Source organism: Planococcus sp. CPCC 101016 (assembly GCF_007859295.1).
Lineage (GTDB): Bacteria > Bacillota > Bacilli > Bacillales_A > Planococcaceae > Planococcus.
In genome coordinates this window covers 197,954-213,404 of the sequence record NZ_VOHB01000004.1, presented here as the reverse complement: position 1 = coordinate 213,404, position 15,451 = coordinate 197,954, and the positions used below count along the sequence as shown (strand labels likewise).

Here is a 15,451-nt window from a genome sequence, read left to right as displayed (position 1 = left end):
GTGAAATGAGATGAAATATGGGTTTTGGTTGCCGATTTTTGGCGGTTGGTTGCGGAACGTGGACGAAGAACAGATGCCGCCAACATTTGAGTATGCGAAAAAAGTTGTTCAATCCGCAGAAAAATGGGGTTATGACACTACCTTGATTGCGGAATTGAATTTAAATGATATTAAAGGGATGGCAGCTGATTCCCTTGAAGCTTGGTCTACTGCAGCAGCGCTGGCGGCAGTGACTGAAAAAATCGAAATTATGACAGCCATCCGTCCCGCATTTCATAACCCGGCAATTGCAGCAAAAATGGCTGCCAACATTGATCAAATATCAAACGGCCGTTTTACGTTGAACGTGGTTTCAGCTTGGTGGGCAGAAGAGGCAAGGCAATATGGCGGAGAGTTTACAGAACACGATGAGCGATACGATCGGACGGATGAGTTTTTGAAAATCGTCAAAGGCATGTGGACACAAGAGGAATTTTCATTTAAAGGAAAATATTACGATATTCAAAACGCCCGTCTTGAACCTAAACCGGTGCAACGTCCGCACCCAATTCTTTACGCTGGTGGGGAAAGTCCGCGAGGCAAGAAATCAATAGTGGAGTCTTGCGATTCCTATGTAATGCATGGCGGGACTCTGGAAGAAATTCAAGAGAAAATCAGTGGCATGAAAGAACTGCGACAGCAAGCTGGTGGATCTCCTCTGCAGACATTTGGCATGGCAGCATACGTGATTTGCCGTGATACAGAAGAGCAAGTTGCTGAAGAGTACGCGCGCATTACTGACGTGAAAGAAACGGACGGTTATGTTGGGTACAATGATTTTGTCAGCAAATCGCAATTGGAGCAGCAAATAAAACTGGAAGATTATTCGGTATCAAATCGTGGCTTGCGCCCAAACTTAATTGGTACACCGGACCAGATTGCGGAGCGGATTGTCGCTTATGAAGAAGCAGGACTGGACCTGCTGTTGCTGCAATTTTCTCCGCAACTGGAAGAAATGGAGCGATTTTCACAGCAAGTGATGCCATTGGTTGAAGAAAAAAGAAAAGCGATTAAAGCGCTGAACATCTAGGAGGATACAGCATGTCAGAGAAAATCTATGTAATTCACGAAAATGAAGAGTGGACTACCCATTTATTCAAACGGCTTGATGAATTGGGATTGCCTTATGAAGACTGGTTTATTGATGAAGGCTTAGTTGATTTGAGCGAAGCTCCGCCTGAAGGCGTTTTTTACAGCCGTATGAGTGCATCTTCTCATACAAGAGGCCATCGTTTCGCGCCTGAACTGACTGAATCCTTACTGGTATGGCTTGAACATCATGGGCGTACTGTTTTTAACGGGAGCCGCGCCTTGCGCCTCGAAGTCAGTAAGGTCAACCAATATATGGCGTTAAACGCAGCAGGAATCCAAACACCGAAAACAATTGCTGTAAATGGCAAAGAACAAATTTTACAAGCTGCAGAAAAAATGGATGTCCCGTCTTTCATCACTAAACATAACCGTGCCGGTAAAGGGTTGGGTGTGCGCTTGTTCCACTCGCTCGAAGCGTTGAAGGAATATGTCGACGGCACTGAATTTGAACCCTCGATTGATGGAATTACATTGATTCAGGAGTACATTCAAGCACCGGAACCATTTATAACCCGCTGCGAATTTGTCGGCGGAAAATTTGTCTACGCTGTTCAAGTAGATACATCTGAAGGATTTGAGTTGTGTCCCGCAGATGCTTGCCGGATTGATGATTTGTTCTGCCCAGTGGGGGAAGAAGTTGAAGAAAAGCCGAAATTTCAAGTGATTGAAGGTTTTGATGATCCAATCCTGAGAAAATACGAAGATTTCTTGCGTCAAAATGATATTAACGTAGCTGGAATCGAATTTATTCGCAACGCGGATGGGGATATCTTTACTTATGATGTGAACACCAATACCAACTACAACGCTGATGCAGAAGCGGGAGCCGGAAAATATGGAATGCTTGAACTTGCCAAGTTCCTCGGTAAAGAATTAAAAAATAGTAAATTAACTGTCTGATAGAGGAAGCGGCCATCTTTTAAATGAGAAGGCCGCTTTTTTTATGTGTTTATCCAATTACGATCAAGGGAAAGTTTTAAGTAACAGCAGGCTTAAAAGAAGGAGTGGGGTTAATGCTTAAAGACAAGAAAGAAGAAGGGCTGACAGAACGATCAGAATCCGTTGAAGCAGAGGAAATTGAAGAAGTTGAACCCGTCGAAGATGATTCGAAATTTGATAAAATCTACAGCAATGTAGCATCCAATCGGTATGAAAATTTGCGCACCAGTTATATTGAAAATAAAGCTAAAGAACTGCGGAAACGCAAAAAGTAAAAGATCCTGTGCACAGGCACTTGATCTTTTACTTTTTTAAAAGCTTATCGATTTCTTCCGATACCACAAAAGCCAAATCGTCATTTCCGAACATCTGAAGGACATCCAACAATGTGCCATGATCAATATCGAGTTCTTCTGCATCTACTTGATCGATTGCTGCAGCTAAAATAGGACTTTGCAGCTGTCCAGGATATGCTCGGTGATAAAGTTCGGCCGGATCCAATTGGTGATTTGTGCACCATTGAACAAAGAGCTGAACCATAATTTGTTCATCTTCCTGGTATTTCTTTACAATGTATTCATCTCTATTTTCATTGTCCATATATAGGCACCTCGCCTGTAAATAGTTTTTGTGATAGTAGCATACCAAACAATTCAAGTCCCTGCATGGACTTCTATCTATTTTTACTCTAGAATAAAGCCATAGCAACAACAGTATCGGAGGGTAAATGATGAAATTACTGCAAGTACGGAAAGGGCAATTCGTTTATTATCAAAATGAATTACACAAGGTGTATTCTGTAAAACCGCTGGCTAAAAAGTCGGTGCTGATGTTCCGCGTAAAGGATATGGAACAAGTCGCCTGCAAGGCTGATGAAGTCACATTCTACAAACCAAAACATATGGATACATTCTTATTCTTCGGATCCAGATATACCTTACGGGAAGATCGGCCGGCAGAAGAAGGCGGTTATATTCTAATCACTAAACCAGATCCCGATTACATGGATCATTATTCATTGAATGAATTTGAAAAAGTTGAATCGGTTGAAGGAAAAAATGTCATTACTAGTCGACAGAATACCGTGAAGTCAAAAGAATTTCTTGTTATGGTGCCTGGAGAAGAAGAAGGCAGCAACGATATCGTCTATCTGGATAAATCCAAAGTTTCAGCTGAACAGCTGGAGCAAGATGCTCAGTTAGAGGAAGTTCTACGTGAGAAAAACGCCATTCGTCCTTCTATCGGAGATGTGTACTTGAACCTGGATAATGGGGGAACAGCGATGATAGTAGCGATTGTTGGAGAAGAAGTGACACTGGGTACTGGTGATCGCCTTACTTTCCACCAGCTATATAAAGCGGATAACTGGAGTTATTTGTATAATATTAACGACGGCGAATTTAAATAAGCATTGTAAAAGGCGACCTTCAGGGGTCGCCTTTTTGTTTAGGTTAATTTTTGAAGATAGATCCAATTTCAAGGATTTCCTCAGTACTTAGTTCGACGTCCAGTGCACTTAAATTCGACAACACCTGGTCAGCACGTTTAGCCCCTGGAATAACCCCATCAATTTCAGGACGCGCCAAGTACCAGGCCAATACGATATGAGCAGTTTCAGTGCCTTTCGCTTCAGCAAGGTCTTTCAGCTTCCGAACTTTTTCCAAGTTGCGTTCGAATTCTTCCCCTTGAAGATGAGGCATATTTGTCCGTAAATCATCGAAGGTTTTATTTTTATCGTATTTTCCGGCAAGCAAGCCTGCAGCAAACGGGAAGTAGGGAACGTAGGAAATCCCTTGTGCTTTTACGTAAGGGAAGTAATCATCTTCTGCCTGACGCTTCAGCAGATTGTATTCGCCTTGAAAAACGTCCACATAACCGTCTTGATTGGCATCTTTCAATTGTTCCATGGAGAAATTCGATACACCGATTGATCGGATTTTTCCTTCTTCTTTTAAGCGTTGCAGGGCTCCGACGGCTTCGGCTTTCGGTGTTTCTTCGTCAGGGAAATGAATATAAAACAAATCGATGTAATCGGTCTGAAGTCGTTTCAGGCTTTCTTCGACGGACTGGACTAAAAATGCCGGAGAGTTGTCCGTAATGTGTTCTTCCCCTTGCCGGCGTTGCGCGCCCTTGGTCGCTACCACCATCTCATGGCGTGCGCCTGATTCCTGCAGCACCTCGCCAAGCAGTTCTTCTGATCGGCCATAGCCGTAAGCGTAAGCAGTGTCAATAAAATTTAATCCATTATCAATACCGGCATGAACCAGTTCCTTGCCGGTGTCTTCGTTTAAATCGGGATAAAGGTTGTGTCCGCCTACAGCGTTTATGCCAAGGCCAATTGGGTTAATGTATAAGCCGGTCTTTCCAAGTTGTTTCTTTTCCGTCATTGTCAGTACAGCTCCTTTGATAATTCGTCATTTCTGCAACTAAAGCTTAGTAGAATTAATTCCTGCTAAGCAAGTCTTCTTTTATCATAACATTCAAAATTTTAGGGTCGAATGAAACGCTCGAAAAGACCGCTTCTTTTTAGAAGCGGTCTTCGACTTGGAGTGGAGATAAGGCGTGAGTGCGGTCAATAAAAACAAAAGCATCATAGCGTTGGGACATTTTTGAAGGTACGTAGTTTCCATAAGCTTCATACTTGGGATTGTAGACTACCCCGATTGCACGATGGCCAACCCAGCGGTCAAAAAGACTGAAATTTTCCGAATGAAACAGAAGAAATTTATCGAATGCCCCCGTACGGTGCAGAAGATCTTCCCAAGTGTTTGGTGTGGCAGGAGGAACTTCCATTTTTTCAGCAGGCTCTCCCCAGGAAGGTGCGGCAATGACGGTTCCTGAATGGGTGCCAAAGCCAATGGAATAAACATCTTCTACACGGTTTTGTTCACGCAAAATCTGTCCTACGTTGGTCATGCCATCGTTTTTCATATTAGTGGCACTGGCATCGCCAATGTGGGTATTGTGTTCCCAAATAATGATTTTTGCCTCATTGCCGTGATAATCCCGAACTTCGTTGATGGCTTCCACCATATGCTCATCACGGATATTCCATGACATTTCACCGCTTTGCATCATGGCACGGTAATAGTCTTCTGCATTTTTCGTGACCAGGGCATTGATCTTCAGATCTAAGTCACTTTCATATTCATCTTTGTATAGGTCTTCATTCGAACGGATCGAGGCCAGCAACCGGGAGACTTCTTCCACGCATGACTTGGAGAAGTCTGCAGCAGTCAAGGCGTAATGGTCAGGTTCGCGGTTGAAGGGCTCGAAGCAGGAAAAAGCCTTCTTTGCCAATTCGGTATCTCCACCCGCCGGATTGGTTTCTGTTAAGTAAAGGAGTACTTCTTCCATGGATTCCCACAAGCTATAAACGTCAATGCCATAAAAACCGACTTTTTGTTGATTTGTTTGATTGTGTTTGTTCAGCCAGTTGATAAAATCAGCAATTTCCTCATTGGCCCACATCCAGGTAGGCCATCGTTTAAAAGCCTGAAGTACTGCATGCGGTTGTTTTTCGTCTTGATCAAAATCTTTAATGTAACGGTTCACCCGTTGGGAAGAAGGCCAATCACCTTCAACAGCGATCAAGGAAAAACCTTTTTCCAAAATCAATCTTTTGGTCAAAGCTGCCCGCCACGTGTAAAATTCGGACGTTCCATGTGTTGCTTCTCCCAAAAGGACAAATTTTGCATCACCGATTGCTTCTAAAAGAGGTGTCAAATCTTCGACTGAACTGAATGGCTGTGCGTTCAGTCTGACGGCTTCTTCAAGTGATGTCTTCACATTTTTCAACCCCTTTTATTGTTCATGTTCCCGTTGACGCGCTCCTCAAACAATACAAAAAACCAGCATCCGCTTTGGTACGGATGCTGGTTCAATTTCACAGTACGTCTTGATATTCAGGTGTTTTTTCAATGACTGCTTTGGCAAATGGACATTGCGGATCAATCGTTTTGTTTTCGCTGCGGGCGTATTCAACGACTTGAGCTACCAATTTCTTGCCGATTCCCTGACCTTCCAGCTGTGGAGAAACTTCGGTATGGTCGACAGTTAATATATCTCCATTGGGTACATAGCTTAGAAAAGCCAATTCTTCGGAATTCTCTAATGCCGAGAACTTATTGTTTTCATGTTTAAAATCCATGGACAATGCCTCCTTTAGTTTGTGTTCTGCATTCTTTTTTGTATTCCCTTTCCGGTAGAAAATATTCAAGCGCTTCAAGGAAATTTATTCAATATCCAAAAAGCGATTGTATATTAGAAGAAACAGGCAGATAATATAAATGAAAATTCTGTTTTTTTAGAGAGGTAAAGAAGCTTTAACGAAGGAGCAGTAAAGATGAAACCACTCATTCAATTGTCTCATCTATCCAAGCATTACAAGGGCTTTTCAGCTGTAGAAGATGTTTCTCTGGAAATTGAGAAAGGGGAAATCTACGGTTTTATTGGATTAAACGGTTCGGGCAAAACGACTACCATCAAAATGCTTTTAGGAATGATTCGCCCCAGCAATGGAGCCTGTTATATTCAAGGGCAGAAAATTGGACTTGCCAATTACTCTTTATGGGCGAAAGTCGGCAGTCTCGTGGAAACGCCTTATGCCTATTCCGAACTTACAGTAAAAGAGAATTTGGAAATTTTTCGCCGTTTGAGGCGCGTTTCCGATCCTGCAGCGGTACAAACAGTTATGGACCAATTAAAGCTGACAAAATATGCAGACAAAAAGGCTGGGAAACTTTCATTAGGCAATACCCAGCGTCTCGGAATAGCAAAGGCTTTATTGCATAAGCCGGAAATTTTGATTTTGGATGAACCTTCTAACGGCCTGGATCCAACCGGCATTGTGGAAGTCCGTGAACTGTTTCGCTATTTAGCCTACGAGCTGGGGGTAACAATTTTTATGTCAAGTCACCTACTGGGCGAGGTAGCTAAAATTGCGACTAAAATAGGGGTGATTCATCATGGGCAACTGCTTCAGGAAATCAGAACAGAACAATTTAAAGATCTGCTTAACAAACGGTTGGTTGTAGATGCAAAGGAAAAAGAAAAAGCGATGGCTGCGTTAAATCATGCAGGGTATCAAGCCATTTTTAACGCAACAGGAAGAATTGAAACAATCACTGAACATGCAGTCAGACATCCGGATGAAATTTCTCGTTATTTAGTCTCTGAAGGATTTCCCCCGACCCACTTGGCTGTGGAAGAAGAAGAGCTGGAATCGTACTTTCTACGTATCATTACACAGTGAATGGGGGGATACGATGACTTTCTTTACGGCGACTCATATGGAATTGTTGAAGATTCGAAAGTCAAAGATGATTTGGATTACCTTGGCCGTCTTTACAATGGCTCCTTTAATGGCCGGATTTTTTATATTTGTTTTAAAAAATCCAGAGCTCGCTGAAAGTTCAGGACTAATCGGAGACAAGGCGCAGATTTTTGGAGTTGCAGATTGGCCGGCTTATCTGAGTATGCTGGCTCAAATAATTGCGGTTGGAGGCATTCTGGTATTCGGATTTGTGACCAGTTGGGTGTTTGGAAGAGAGTATGCAGATCGGACCATCAAGGATTTACTGACTTTGCCTTCCCATCGAATGGTGATTATCCTCGCAAAATTTTTAGCCGTACTTTTTACGAACTTTCTGTTGAGTGTTTATGTCATCCTGCTCGGCGTCGCTATCGGCCTTGTCATCCAACTTCCCCGATTGTCTTATGAAGTTGCTATGGAGGGTGGCTTTATTTTATTGGTCACGACAATTCTCACGCTAGCGCTTAGCACATTGCCAGCTTTTTTGGCCTGTTACGGCAGAGGGTATTTAGCGCCTATCGGTTTTATTCTATTTATGGTGGTGCTGGCACAAATCATTGCGGCAGCTGGTCACGGGGAGTATTTTCCTTGGGCGGTGCCAGCTATATTTAGTGGGATCGCTGGAACTGGTCCAGCTCTTGAGATCGGCAGTTTTTTATTGGTGTTTCTTATAGGTATAGTGGGTCTCGGAGCTACGGTTTCGTGGTGGATGTATGCAGATCAGCATTAAACTGTTAAAGACGGTGTGAAGGGGTATAGAGTTATTAAGAGGTGATGAAATGGACAAATTAGCAGAAACGGCTATTGATCGAATTGAAAAGGTGTTTGGCACGCATACAGGTTACCGCCGAGCCCATGCCAGAGGGAAAAGCTACAGAGCTCAATTTACGGCAACCGGTGCTGCCAGTCAATGGACGACGGCAACACATTTTCAAAAAGGTGAAAGTGAAGCATTTGTACGCTTTTCGCATTTTTCTCCAGACCCTACTTGGGCCGATGCAATGTCGCCGGTCAAGGGAATGGCCGTCCAATTCCGGTTGCCGAACGGCGACGCCACTAATATCGTTGGCGTTACATCTCCCATTTTTTTTGCCAAAACGCCTGAAATCTTCATGGAAATGCTGGGGGTTGTAAAGTCATTTAAGAAAGGGAAACCCAATTTGAAGGAACTGGGTGCCTTGCTTTCAGACTATCCTGAAAGTGGAGCGATGCTAAACAATATCCGAAAAATGCAGGCACCGGCCAGTTTTGCTACAGGACAGTATAACTCGGTTCATGCTTTTTATTTTATTGATCAAGCTGGCCATCGGCAGCCAATCAAGTACCTCTGGCAGCCGGAAGATGGAGTGGAGACTTTGTCCCCACTTGAGGTAGGTACCTTGCGCGTGGGCTATTTTGAAGCGGATATAGAAGAACGTCTTGCAAAAGGACCAGTGAACTTTCGTCTGGAAGTGATTTTAGGGAAGCCGGAAGACCCCACCGACGATCCGACAAAAGAATGGCCGGACGATCGCGAAAAACTGACAATCGGTTATTTGGAGATAACAGAAGAAGCACCGGAAGCAGATGCAATTGTTTTCGATCCGACTTTAATGACCGACGGCATTGAGTGTTCGGAAGACCGGATTCTGAATTTCCGGCATGATGCTTATAGAATTTCTCACCAGCGCAGAATGTCGGAACTGTAAAAAACGCACAACCCTACAAATTGGGTTGTGCGTTTTCAATAATCATCAATATATAATTTTATGCCCGTCAGAGCTACACGGGCGCTTCCGCTTTTCTTGATGTCCAAACTCCAGCGCCCAGCTCTTCGGGTCATAAGCCACCCCAGCTGTGTGGCAAAGAACGCCACGGCGCTGGTCCGTCTTATGCCCGTCAGAGCTACACGGGCGCTTCCGCTTTTCTTGATGTCCAGACTTCAGCGCCCAGCTCTTCGGGTCATAAGCCACCCCAGCTGTGTGGCAAAGAACGCCACGGCGCTGGTTCGTCTTATGCCCGTCAGAGCTACACGGGCGCTTCCGCTTTTCCTTAGTAAAGCTTGCCTTGACGATAGATGACAGTCGATAGCTTCATGACGGCATGGATAAAGCAATTTTGGCGTAATGCGAATGGATCGCCATAATATTGCGGAAGCATCATATCCATTGTTTCCTGCATTTTCTCTATCAGTAAACGATAAACTTCCGCTTCAGTATAGAACTGGGTTTCACGGCCCTGCAGCCATTCAAAATAAGAAACGATGACCCCGCCGGCATTTGCCAGAATGTCTGGTATGATGACAACCCCTTGCTCGTTCAGGTATTCATCAGCTTCTGATGTTGTTGGTGCGTTCGCACCTTCAACGATTATCCGTGCTTGGATTTCCTTCATATTGTCTTTGTGAATCTGATTTTCCAATGCCGCCAAAACAAGGACATCGACAGGGAGGGTGACAAGGCTGTCCCGCTCTTTTATGTCGGCTTTGATGTTGGAACTTTCGAGCTGTTCATTTGTTGATGGCAAATCCCCGCGGTTGGTTTTGGTGAACTCGATCAACGCTGGAATGTCCAACCCGTCATCATTGAATAATGTAACGTTGCGGTCACTGACGGCAACAATCTTATGGTCAATCAACGGACATTTGTATGCTTCAAGCGCTGCAACCGATCCGACGTTTCCGAAGCCCTGAACAGCCATTTTCAAAGGGCGGTCGTAAAGCTCCAAGGTAGTCTTGGCAAAGCGGTTGTTGCTGTTAGAAAGTAGTTGTTCATTTGCCTTTACGTAATCATGGAGCAGATAACGGAATGTAAAGTATACGCCTTTTCCGGTTGCTTCCCGTCTTCCAAGAGAACCGCCGTTGACGACACTTTTACCGGTAAAGCTTCCTAAATAAGGGGTTCCGTAATGAACTTTCTTGAACTCCGCCATCATCCAATCCATTTCACGTTCGCCCGATCCCATATCAGGAGCAGGAATATCTTTATCCGGACCGATAACATCAGCAAAATAGCGGACGTATTTTCTGGAAATAAGATTCAGTTCTTTTTCCGAGTATTCTCGTGGATTGAGAACAATCCCACCTTTGCCTCCACCGAATGGCACTTTATGAAGGGCATTTTTCAAGGTCATTAAAAAGGCGAGATTGATGACTTCTTCTTCATTAACACTTTCATGAAAACGGATTCCGCCTTTATATGGTCCCATTGCATTGTTATGCTGTGCGCGATAAGAAGGGATTCTCACGACACTTCCGTCATCCAGGGGAACCCGCAGGAATGATTTATGTATTTTATCGGGTGTGGAAAGGATGGCGCTGAGTGAAGCGAAAGCCTGTTTCCGATTTGCCAGATCAGGAAGAAATGAATCGTTCTCAAGCAATGCATCCAATGATTCCTGGATGATTTTTTTGGTTTCTTTCTGCATTTCCAGAACACCTCCAAGTGTATTGTCTCATTATCCTATACCCGGTCCTTCTTTCTTTAATCAATAAGAAAAGCCGTCTACAGGAATGCTCCTGAAGACGGCTAGGGTTTATTTTTTATTTTTTATCAATTGCAATTCCAGATTCAATGCCTTGAACAAAGCAAACATCATTAAGATGATTACAAAGGAGAAAGGCAGTGCCGCAATGATGATGGTATTTTGTACCGCCGTCAATCCCCCCACAGATAGCAGAATCGCAGCTACTGTCGACTGAGCAACCCCCCAAAGGATTTTGATTTGATTGCTTGGCAGCAATGAGCCATGTGTTGACTGCATTCCCAGTACAAAAGTAGCCGAGTCAGCTGAAGTAATGAAAAATGTAGTGACCAGCATAATTGCAATAATAGACATGAAGATCCCAAAAGGCAGCTCACTGAACATCGCAAATAAGGTCTGTTCGGTTGGGAAGACGGTTAAATCGACGCCGCTCTTCTGGAAGTTGATTGCTGTGGTGCCGAAAGTGGCATACCAGATTCCAGCAAAAATGCTTGGAGCGAGTACGACACCGGCCAAAAATTCACGAATTGTACGTCCCTTAGAAACTCGGGCAATAAACATGCTGACAAATGGAGCCCAGGCAAGCCACCATGCCCAATAAAAGATGGTCCAGCTATCCAGCCAATTGCGGTTTTCTGCATCCAGAGGCGCAGATTGGAAACTCAAACTGATTAAATTCTGAATGTATTCACCAAATGTTTCAGTGAACATATTTAGAATCAGAAGAGTGGGGCCCAATACCAGTACCAGTCCGAGTAAAATTAGCGCTAAAACCATATTGGCATTGGATAAGTACTTAATTCCTTTGTTCAGTCCTGACCATGCTGAAGCAATGAACAGTAAAGTTACAACGCCTATAATGAGTATCTGTACCCAATGTTCCTGCGGTACACCAAATAGATAGGCAATGCCCCCGTTAATTTGAGCAGCGCCAAAGCCGAGTGATGTGGCTACGCCGAAGACAGTTGCAAACACAGCGAGCACATCGACGAAAGTCCCTAGAGGACCGTTCATCTTGTCCCCGAAAATCGGCTTCAGTGTTGATGAAATTAATGCAGGTTCACCTTTTCTGAATTGGAAAAACGCTAAAGAAAGTGCGACCATTCCATACATTGTCCAAATATGTGTACCCCAATGGTAGTAGGAGCGCTGAAGAGCTTCCTTGAAAGCTGCGTCTGATCCAAGTTCCGTTGTTGCTGTTTGAACAGCAAAATGGGACAGAGGCTCAGAAGCGCCATAAAAGACGAGGCCGATCCCCATCCCTGCGGAAAACAGCATGGAAATCCAGCTGAATGTTGAAAATTCAGGCCGGTCTGAATCTTTGCCAAGCCGAATTTGTCCATATGGACTAACCATTATTATGACTACAAGAATCAGCAGAATGGCCATAATTAGTAAATAATACCAGCCGAATGCTGTATTGATATAGCTGCGGATGTTTCCAGTAACAGTTTCAAAATGCTCGGGCGCAATCACGCCGAAAGCAACAGTTAAGATAACCAGCGCAAATGTAATGTAAAAGACTTTCGAAGCTTTCTTCATAGTTCCTCCTGATGTAATTTTTTTAACATAGTTGTTAAGGTTACCTAAAAGTCGCTGTTGAGTCAACTAAATAAGGAGGAGAGGAATCTCTTAATGGTCCCAATCATTCATTTGTTCTTCTTCTGTCACAACCCGCAAATCATCACCGGTTATCGTTAATACTTGATAGTCTGATTTCTCAGCATAGCGCTCCGCTTCTTTTTTGATGAACTTCGGCGACCCATCCGTTTCCTCGTCATAGACAATCAGGATGCCGTCAGAATTGCGCAGGAGGAATTTGTTTTTCTCAATAAACTGCCAAGGTGCTTCGTAAGGTTTGCTGGTCAAACTGCGATGAAAATCTGCGTTTTCGAGTATCATCTGGTATTGCTCCTGTTTTGTTTCGTTCCACCTTTTTTCCTGATCAAGAAAAGGTGTTAGTACTGCATATTTCAATTCCGGAAATTCTTCCTTCATATCCAAAACCACTTCTGCAGCCCAAGTTTCAACTCCGAGCTGTCCACTTAAAATCACCCATTCCAGTCCCTCATCTAGCAAAGCACGAAATCGATTTTCCAAAGCTTTTTTAATGAACCGGATGCCTGGATTCTTTTCATCGAATATACCCAGTTCGTGCTGTTTATAGCCGGTAACCACTAATCGTTTCAACAATTTATTCACTCCTTTTCAAGGATTCGCAATCTTAGTCTACCGTATAGCAAGGGGATTGAATACTCGCACCCGCCAAACCATTTAGAGTGAAAGAAATTCTTTTGTATACGCTGACTAGATTGCAATAAGAACTGATTGTATAGTCATATGCTTATTTCAATGAACAGCAAAAAGAAAAATACTGCAATTTTATGGATTTGAATAATTAATTTATTTAAATTTGTTGTGATAAAATTCGTTATATAGGAGAACTTCCCTCAACAAGGTAAGGAGTGGATGAAATGATTAGTTTGGATGAGATAAAAAAGGCGCACGACGAAATTCAGGATACGATCCATAGAACGCCGGTTTTAACTTCTAGACTTTTGAATGAACGCAGTGGAATGGAAGTGTTTTTAAAGGCAGAGCATCTTCAAAAGACCGGCTCTTTTAAAATACGCGGAGCCACAAACGCGGTGAAACAGGCATTGGCGGAAGGTGCGAACTTCATCACAGCAGCTTCGTCCGGCAACCATGGACAGGCCGTTGCCTATATTGCAGGTCAGCTGGGAATCCCAGCAGTGATTGTCGTACCCGAAGATGCCAATCGCGCAAAGGTAAAAGCAATCGAGGCTTATCACGCCAAAGTGGAATATTGCGGGTTGACCTCCGCTGACCGGATACCGAGAGCCAAACAATTGGCAAAAGAAAATGGCGGCGTTTATATTCCGCCATATGATCACTCTGCTGTTATCGCAGGTCAAGGAACAATTGCAATCGAAGTTTTGGAACAGGTTTCCGAAGCCGCTGTCATTGTTGTTCCTGTTGGAGGCGGAGGCTTAATAGGTGGAATTTTGTGTGCTGCTAAAAAGCTGAAGCCTGAGGTTCGAGTGATCGGTGTGGAGCCGGAGACTGCAAACGACACTTTTTTATCTTTGCAGCAAGGGAAAATCATATCAATTGCTGGGACATCTACTATTGCAGATGGCTTGCGCACTTCGCAGCCTGGCGATTTGACCTTTCCGATTTTGAAAGAGCATCTGGATGATTTAGTGCTGGTTACTGAAGCGGAAATAAGAGAGGCGTTTGAATTTCTTCTGGAACGCACGAAGCAGCTAATAGAACCATCGGGTGCCACGGCACTTGCCGCTGTCATGGCTGGGAAAGTGAATGCGGCAAATGAAAAAGTGGTCGTCGTCCTATCGGGAGGAAATGTGGATTTACATCAAATCGTGGACTTTTTACCTGAGTAAATGTTTAGGGAAAAGTTGACCGGGAAAACTGGCATCAATAAGAAGTATATATAAATTTTAAGAGGAAGGAGTTCTTTAAGATGAGTAAGGAAAAAGAACCTCATGAAAAGTTAGCTGATAAGGAATTGGATTTAAAGGCTGCGCAGGAAGTGCATTATAGTGACGATTTCAAGAAAGCGGACAAGGCAGCTAAAGAGGAAACGAAGCAACCAGACAATGCGAATGAAAAAAAAGGTGATAACTAAAAAGAAGGCAGGTCCGCAACCTGAAGTAGCGGACCCGCCTTCTTTTTAATTGGATCGCTTCTTGCAAACAAGAATTGAAAGCGGTAACATTAAATTTAAGTATTCTGAACATACTAACTAGTTAGTATATAAAATCTTGAAATCAGTGAGGGGGATGAAAATGAATGTAATGGATTTATTCAAACTAAATGGCAAAACAGCGATTGTTACAGGTGGGGGCCGAGGACTTGGCGCCATGATGGCGGAGGCTTTTGCTGAAGCAGGGGCGAACCTTGTATTGTGTTCACGGAAAGTGGAGGCTTGTCAGGAAACTGCAGACAAACTAAATAAGATGGGAATCCGTACACTGGCTCTGGCTTGTGATGTCACCAATGAAGATGATGTGAAAAATGTGGTTCAACAGACACTTGATAAGTTTGGGTCTATCGATATTTTAGTTAATAATTCAGGGGCTACATGGGGAGCTCCAGTGGCTGATATGCCACTGGATGCATGGAAAAAGGTAATGGACGTAAATGTCACGGGCACTTTCCTCATGAGCCGTGAAGCAGGAAAGGTCATGATCGAGCAAAAGAGTGGGAAAATCATCAATATTTCTTCGGTTGCCGGATTGGGGGGGATCGATCCAATATTAATGGATACCATTGGCTACAACACGAGCAAAGGAGCGGTTATTACCTTTACAAAAGATTTGGCTGCAAAATGGGGACAGCACAATATTAATGTGAATGCCATCGCTCCAGGGTTCTTTCCAACTAAGATGTCGAAAGTGGTAATGGAGAAAGGACAAGATGGCCTCCTTGCTCAAACACCTCTAAACCGCTTTGGAACAGAAGAGGACTTGAAAGGAACTGCCTTGTTCCTGGCTTCAAAAGCTTCTGATTACATAACCGGAGATGTCGTTGTCGTCGATGGCGGCATGCACGTTCTGTAAA

General features: G+C 43.7%; 17 protein-coding genes. 10 read left to right on the top strand and 7 right to left on the bottom strand.

What is annotated here, in order from left to right:
* Positions 1-10 precede the first annotated feature (10 nt).
* From FQV26_RS15380 to FQV26_RS15370, 3 genes are all read left to right on the top strand, one after another.
* Positions 11-1,069 carry an LLM class flavin-dependent oxidoreductase gene (locus FQV26_RS15380; RefSeq protein ID WP_146558480.1) on the top strand — a complete coding sequence of 353 codons (1,059 nt, stop codon included), beginning with the start codon at positions 11-13 and terminating at the stop codon, positions 1,067-1,069.
* Between the two features lie 11 nt (positions 1,070-1,080).
* Complete coding sequence (locus FQV26_RS15375; RefSeq protein ID WP_146558479.1) at positions 1,081-2,031, top strand: ATP-grasp domain-containing protein; 951 nt, start codon at positions 1,081-1,083, stop codon at positions 2,029-2,031.
* Positions 2,032-2,144: 113 nt separating this feature from the next.
* Complete coding sequence (locus FQV26_RS15370; protein WP_146558477.1) at positions 2,145-2,345, top strand: hypothetical protein; 201 nt, start codon at positions 2,145-2,147, stop codon at positions 2,343-2,345.
* Between the two features lie 28 nt (positions 2,346-2,373).
* Here the strand turns inward: FQV26_RS15370 and FQV26_RS15365 are convergent, their stop codons facing one another.
* A complete protein-coding gene (locus FQV26_RS15365) occupies positions 2,374-2,670 on the bottom strand; it encodes a BTB/POZ domain-containing protein (RefSeq protein ID WP_146558475.1) in 297 nt (98 codons plus the stop codon).
* Positions 2,671-2,800: 130 nt separating this feature from the next.
* Between FQV26_RS15365 and FQV26_RS15360 the strand changes: the two genes are divergently transcribed.
* Positions 2,801-3,478, top strand: a complete 678-nt coding sequence (locus tag FQV26_RS15360; RefSeq protein ID WP_146558473.1) for a hypothetical protein — start codon at positions 2,801-2,803, stop codon at positions 3,476-3,478.
* A gap of 43 nt (positions 3,479-3,521) precedes the next feature.
* Here the strand turns inward: FQV26_RS15360 and FQV26_RS15355 are convergent, their stop codons facing one another.
* From FQV26_RS15355 to FQV26_RS15345, 3 genes are all read right to left on the bottom strand, one after another.
* Positions 3,522-4,457 (bottom strand): aldo/keto reductase, encoded by a 936-nt coding sequence (locus tag FQV26_RS15355; RefSeq protein ID WP_146558472.1) that lies wholly within the window; start codon positions 4,455-4,457, stop codon positions 3,522-3,524.
* A gap of 139 nt (positions 4,458-4,596) precedes the next feature.
* Positions 4,597-5,859, bottom strand: coding sequence for an erythromycin esterase family protein (locus FQV26_RS15350; RefSeq protein ID WP_146558470.1), 1,263 nt, complete (start codon positions 5,857-5,859; stop codon positions 4,597-4,599).
* Positions 5,860-5,956: 97 nt separating this feature from the next.
* Positions 5,957-6,220: a GNAT family N-acetyltransferase gene (locus tag FQV26_RS15345; RefSeq protein WP_146558468.1), complete on the bottom strand. Its 264-nt coding sequence runs from the start codon at positions 6,218-6,220 to the stop codon at positions 5,957-5,959.
* A gap of 195 nt (positions 6,221-6,415) precedes the next feature.
* On the opposite strand from FQV26_RS15345, the gene FQV26_RS15340 reads away from it, so the two are divergent.
* From FQV26_RS15340 to FQV26_RS15330, 3 genes are read left to right on the top strand one after another with little or no spacing between them, the layout of a single operon-like run.
* Complete coding sequence (locus FQV26_RS15340; RefSeq protein ID WP_146558466.1) at positions 6,416-7,324, top strand: ABC transporter ATP-binding protein; 909 nt, start codon at positions 6,416-6,418, stop codon at positions 7,322-7,324.
* 13 nt (positions 7,325-7,337) lie between these two features.
* Positions 7,338-8,114, top strand: coding sequence for an ABC transporter permease (locus tag FQV26_RS15335; protein ID WP_146558464.1), 777 nt, complete (start codon positions 7,338-7,340; stop codon positions 8,112-8,114).
* A gap of 49 nt (positions 8,115-8,163) precedes the next feature.
* On the top strand, positions 8,164-9,072 hold the full coding sequence (locus FQV26_RS15330; RefSeq protein ID WP_146558462.1) for a catalase family peroxidase: 909 nt from the start codon (positions 8,164-8,166) through the stop codon (positions 9,070-9,072).
* Between the two features lie 343 nt (positions 9,073-9,415).
* Here the strand turns inward: FQV26_RS15330 and FQV26_RS15325 are convergent, their stop codons facing one another.
* The 3 genes from FQV26_RS15325 to FQV26_RS15315 all read right to left on the bottom strand — a co-directional run bounded on the left by FQV26_RS15325 (position 9,416) and on the right by FQV26_RS15315 (position 13,039).
* Positions 9,416-10,789 (bottom strand): Glu/Leu/Phe/Val family dehydrogenase, encoded by a 1,374-nt coding sequence (locus FQV26_RS15325; protein WP_146558460.1) that lies wholly within the window; start codon positions 10,787-10,789, stop codon positions 9,416-9,418.
* 108 nt (positions 10,790-10,897) lie between these two features.
* Positions 10,898-12,388 carry a BCCT family transporter gene (locus FQV26_RS15320; protein ID WP_146558458.1) on the bottom strand — a complete coding sequence of 497 codons (1,491 nt, stop codon included), beginning with the start codon at positions 12,386-12,388 and terminating at the stop codon, positions 10,898-10,900.
* Between the two features lie 90 nt (positions 12,389-12,478).
* Positions 12,479-13,039: an SLOG family protein gene (locus tag FQV26_RS15315; protein ID WP_146558456.1), complete on the bottom strand. Its 561-nt coding sequence runs from the start codon at positions 13,037-13,039 to the stop codon at positions 12,479-12,481.
* A 281-nt stretch (positions 13,040-13,320) separates the two neighbouring features.
* On the opposite strand from FQV26_RS15315, the gene FQV26_RS15310 reads away from it, so the two are divergent.
* The 3 genes from FQV26_RS15310 to FQV26_RS15300 all read left to right on the top strand — a co-directional run bounded on the left by FQV26_RS15310 (position 13,321) and on the right by FQV26_RS15300 (position 15,450).
* Entirely contained in the window at positions 13,321-14,271 is a 951-nt protein-coding gene (locus FQV26_RS15310) for a threonine ammonia-lyase (protein ID WP_146558454.1), read from the top strand.
* Positions 14,272-14,351: 80 nt separating this feature from the next.
* On the top strand, positions 14,352-14,516 hold the full coding sequence (locus FQV26_RS15305; RefSeq protein ID WP_146558452.1) for a YfhE family protein: 165 nt from the start codon (positions 14,352-14,354) through the stop codon (positions 14,514-14,516).
* A gap of 160 nt (positions 14,517-14,676) precedes the next feature.
* Positions 14,677-15,450 carry an SDR family oxidoreductase gene (locus FQV26_RS15300; protein ID WP_146558450.1) on the top strand — a complete coding sequence of 258 codons (774 nt, stop codon included), beginning with the start codon at positions 14,677-14,679 and terminating at the stop codon, positions 15,448-15,450.
* Position 15,451 lies beyond the last annotated feature (1 nt).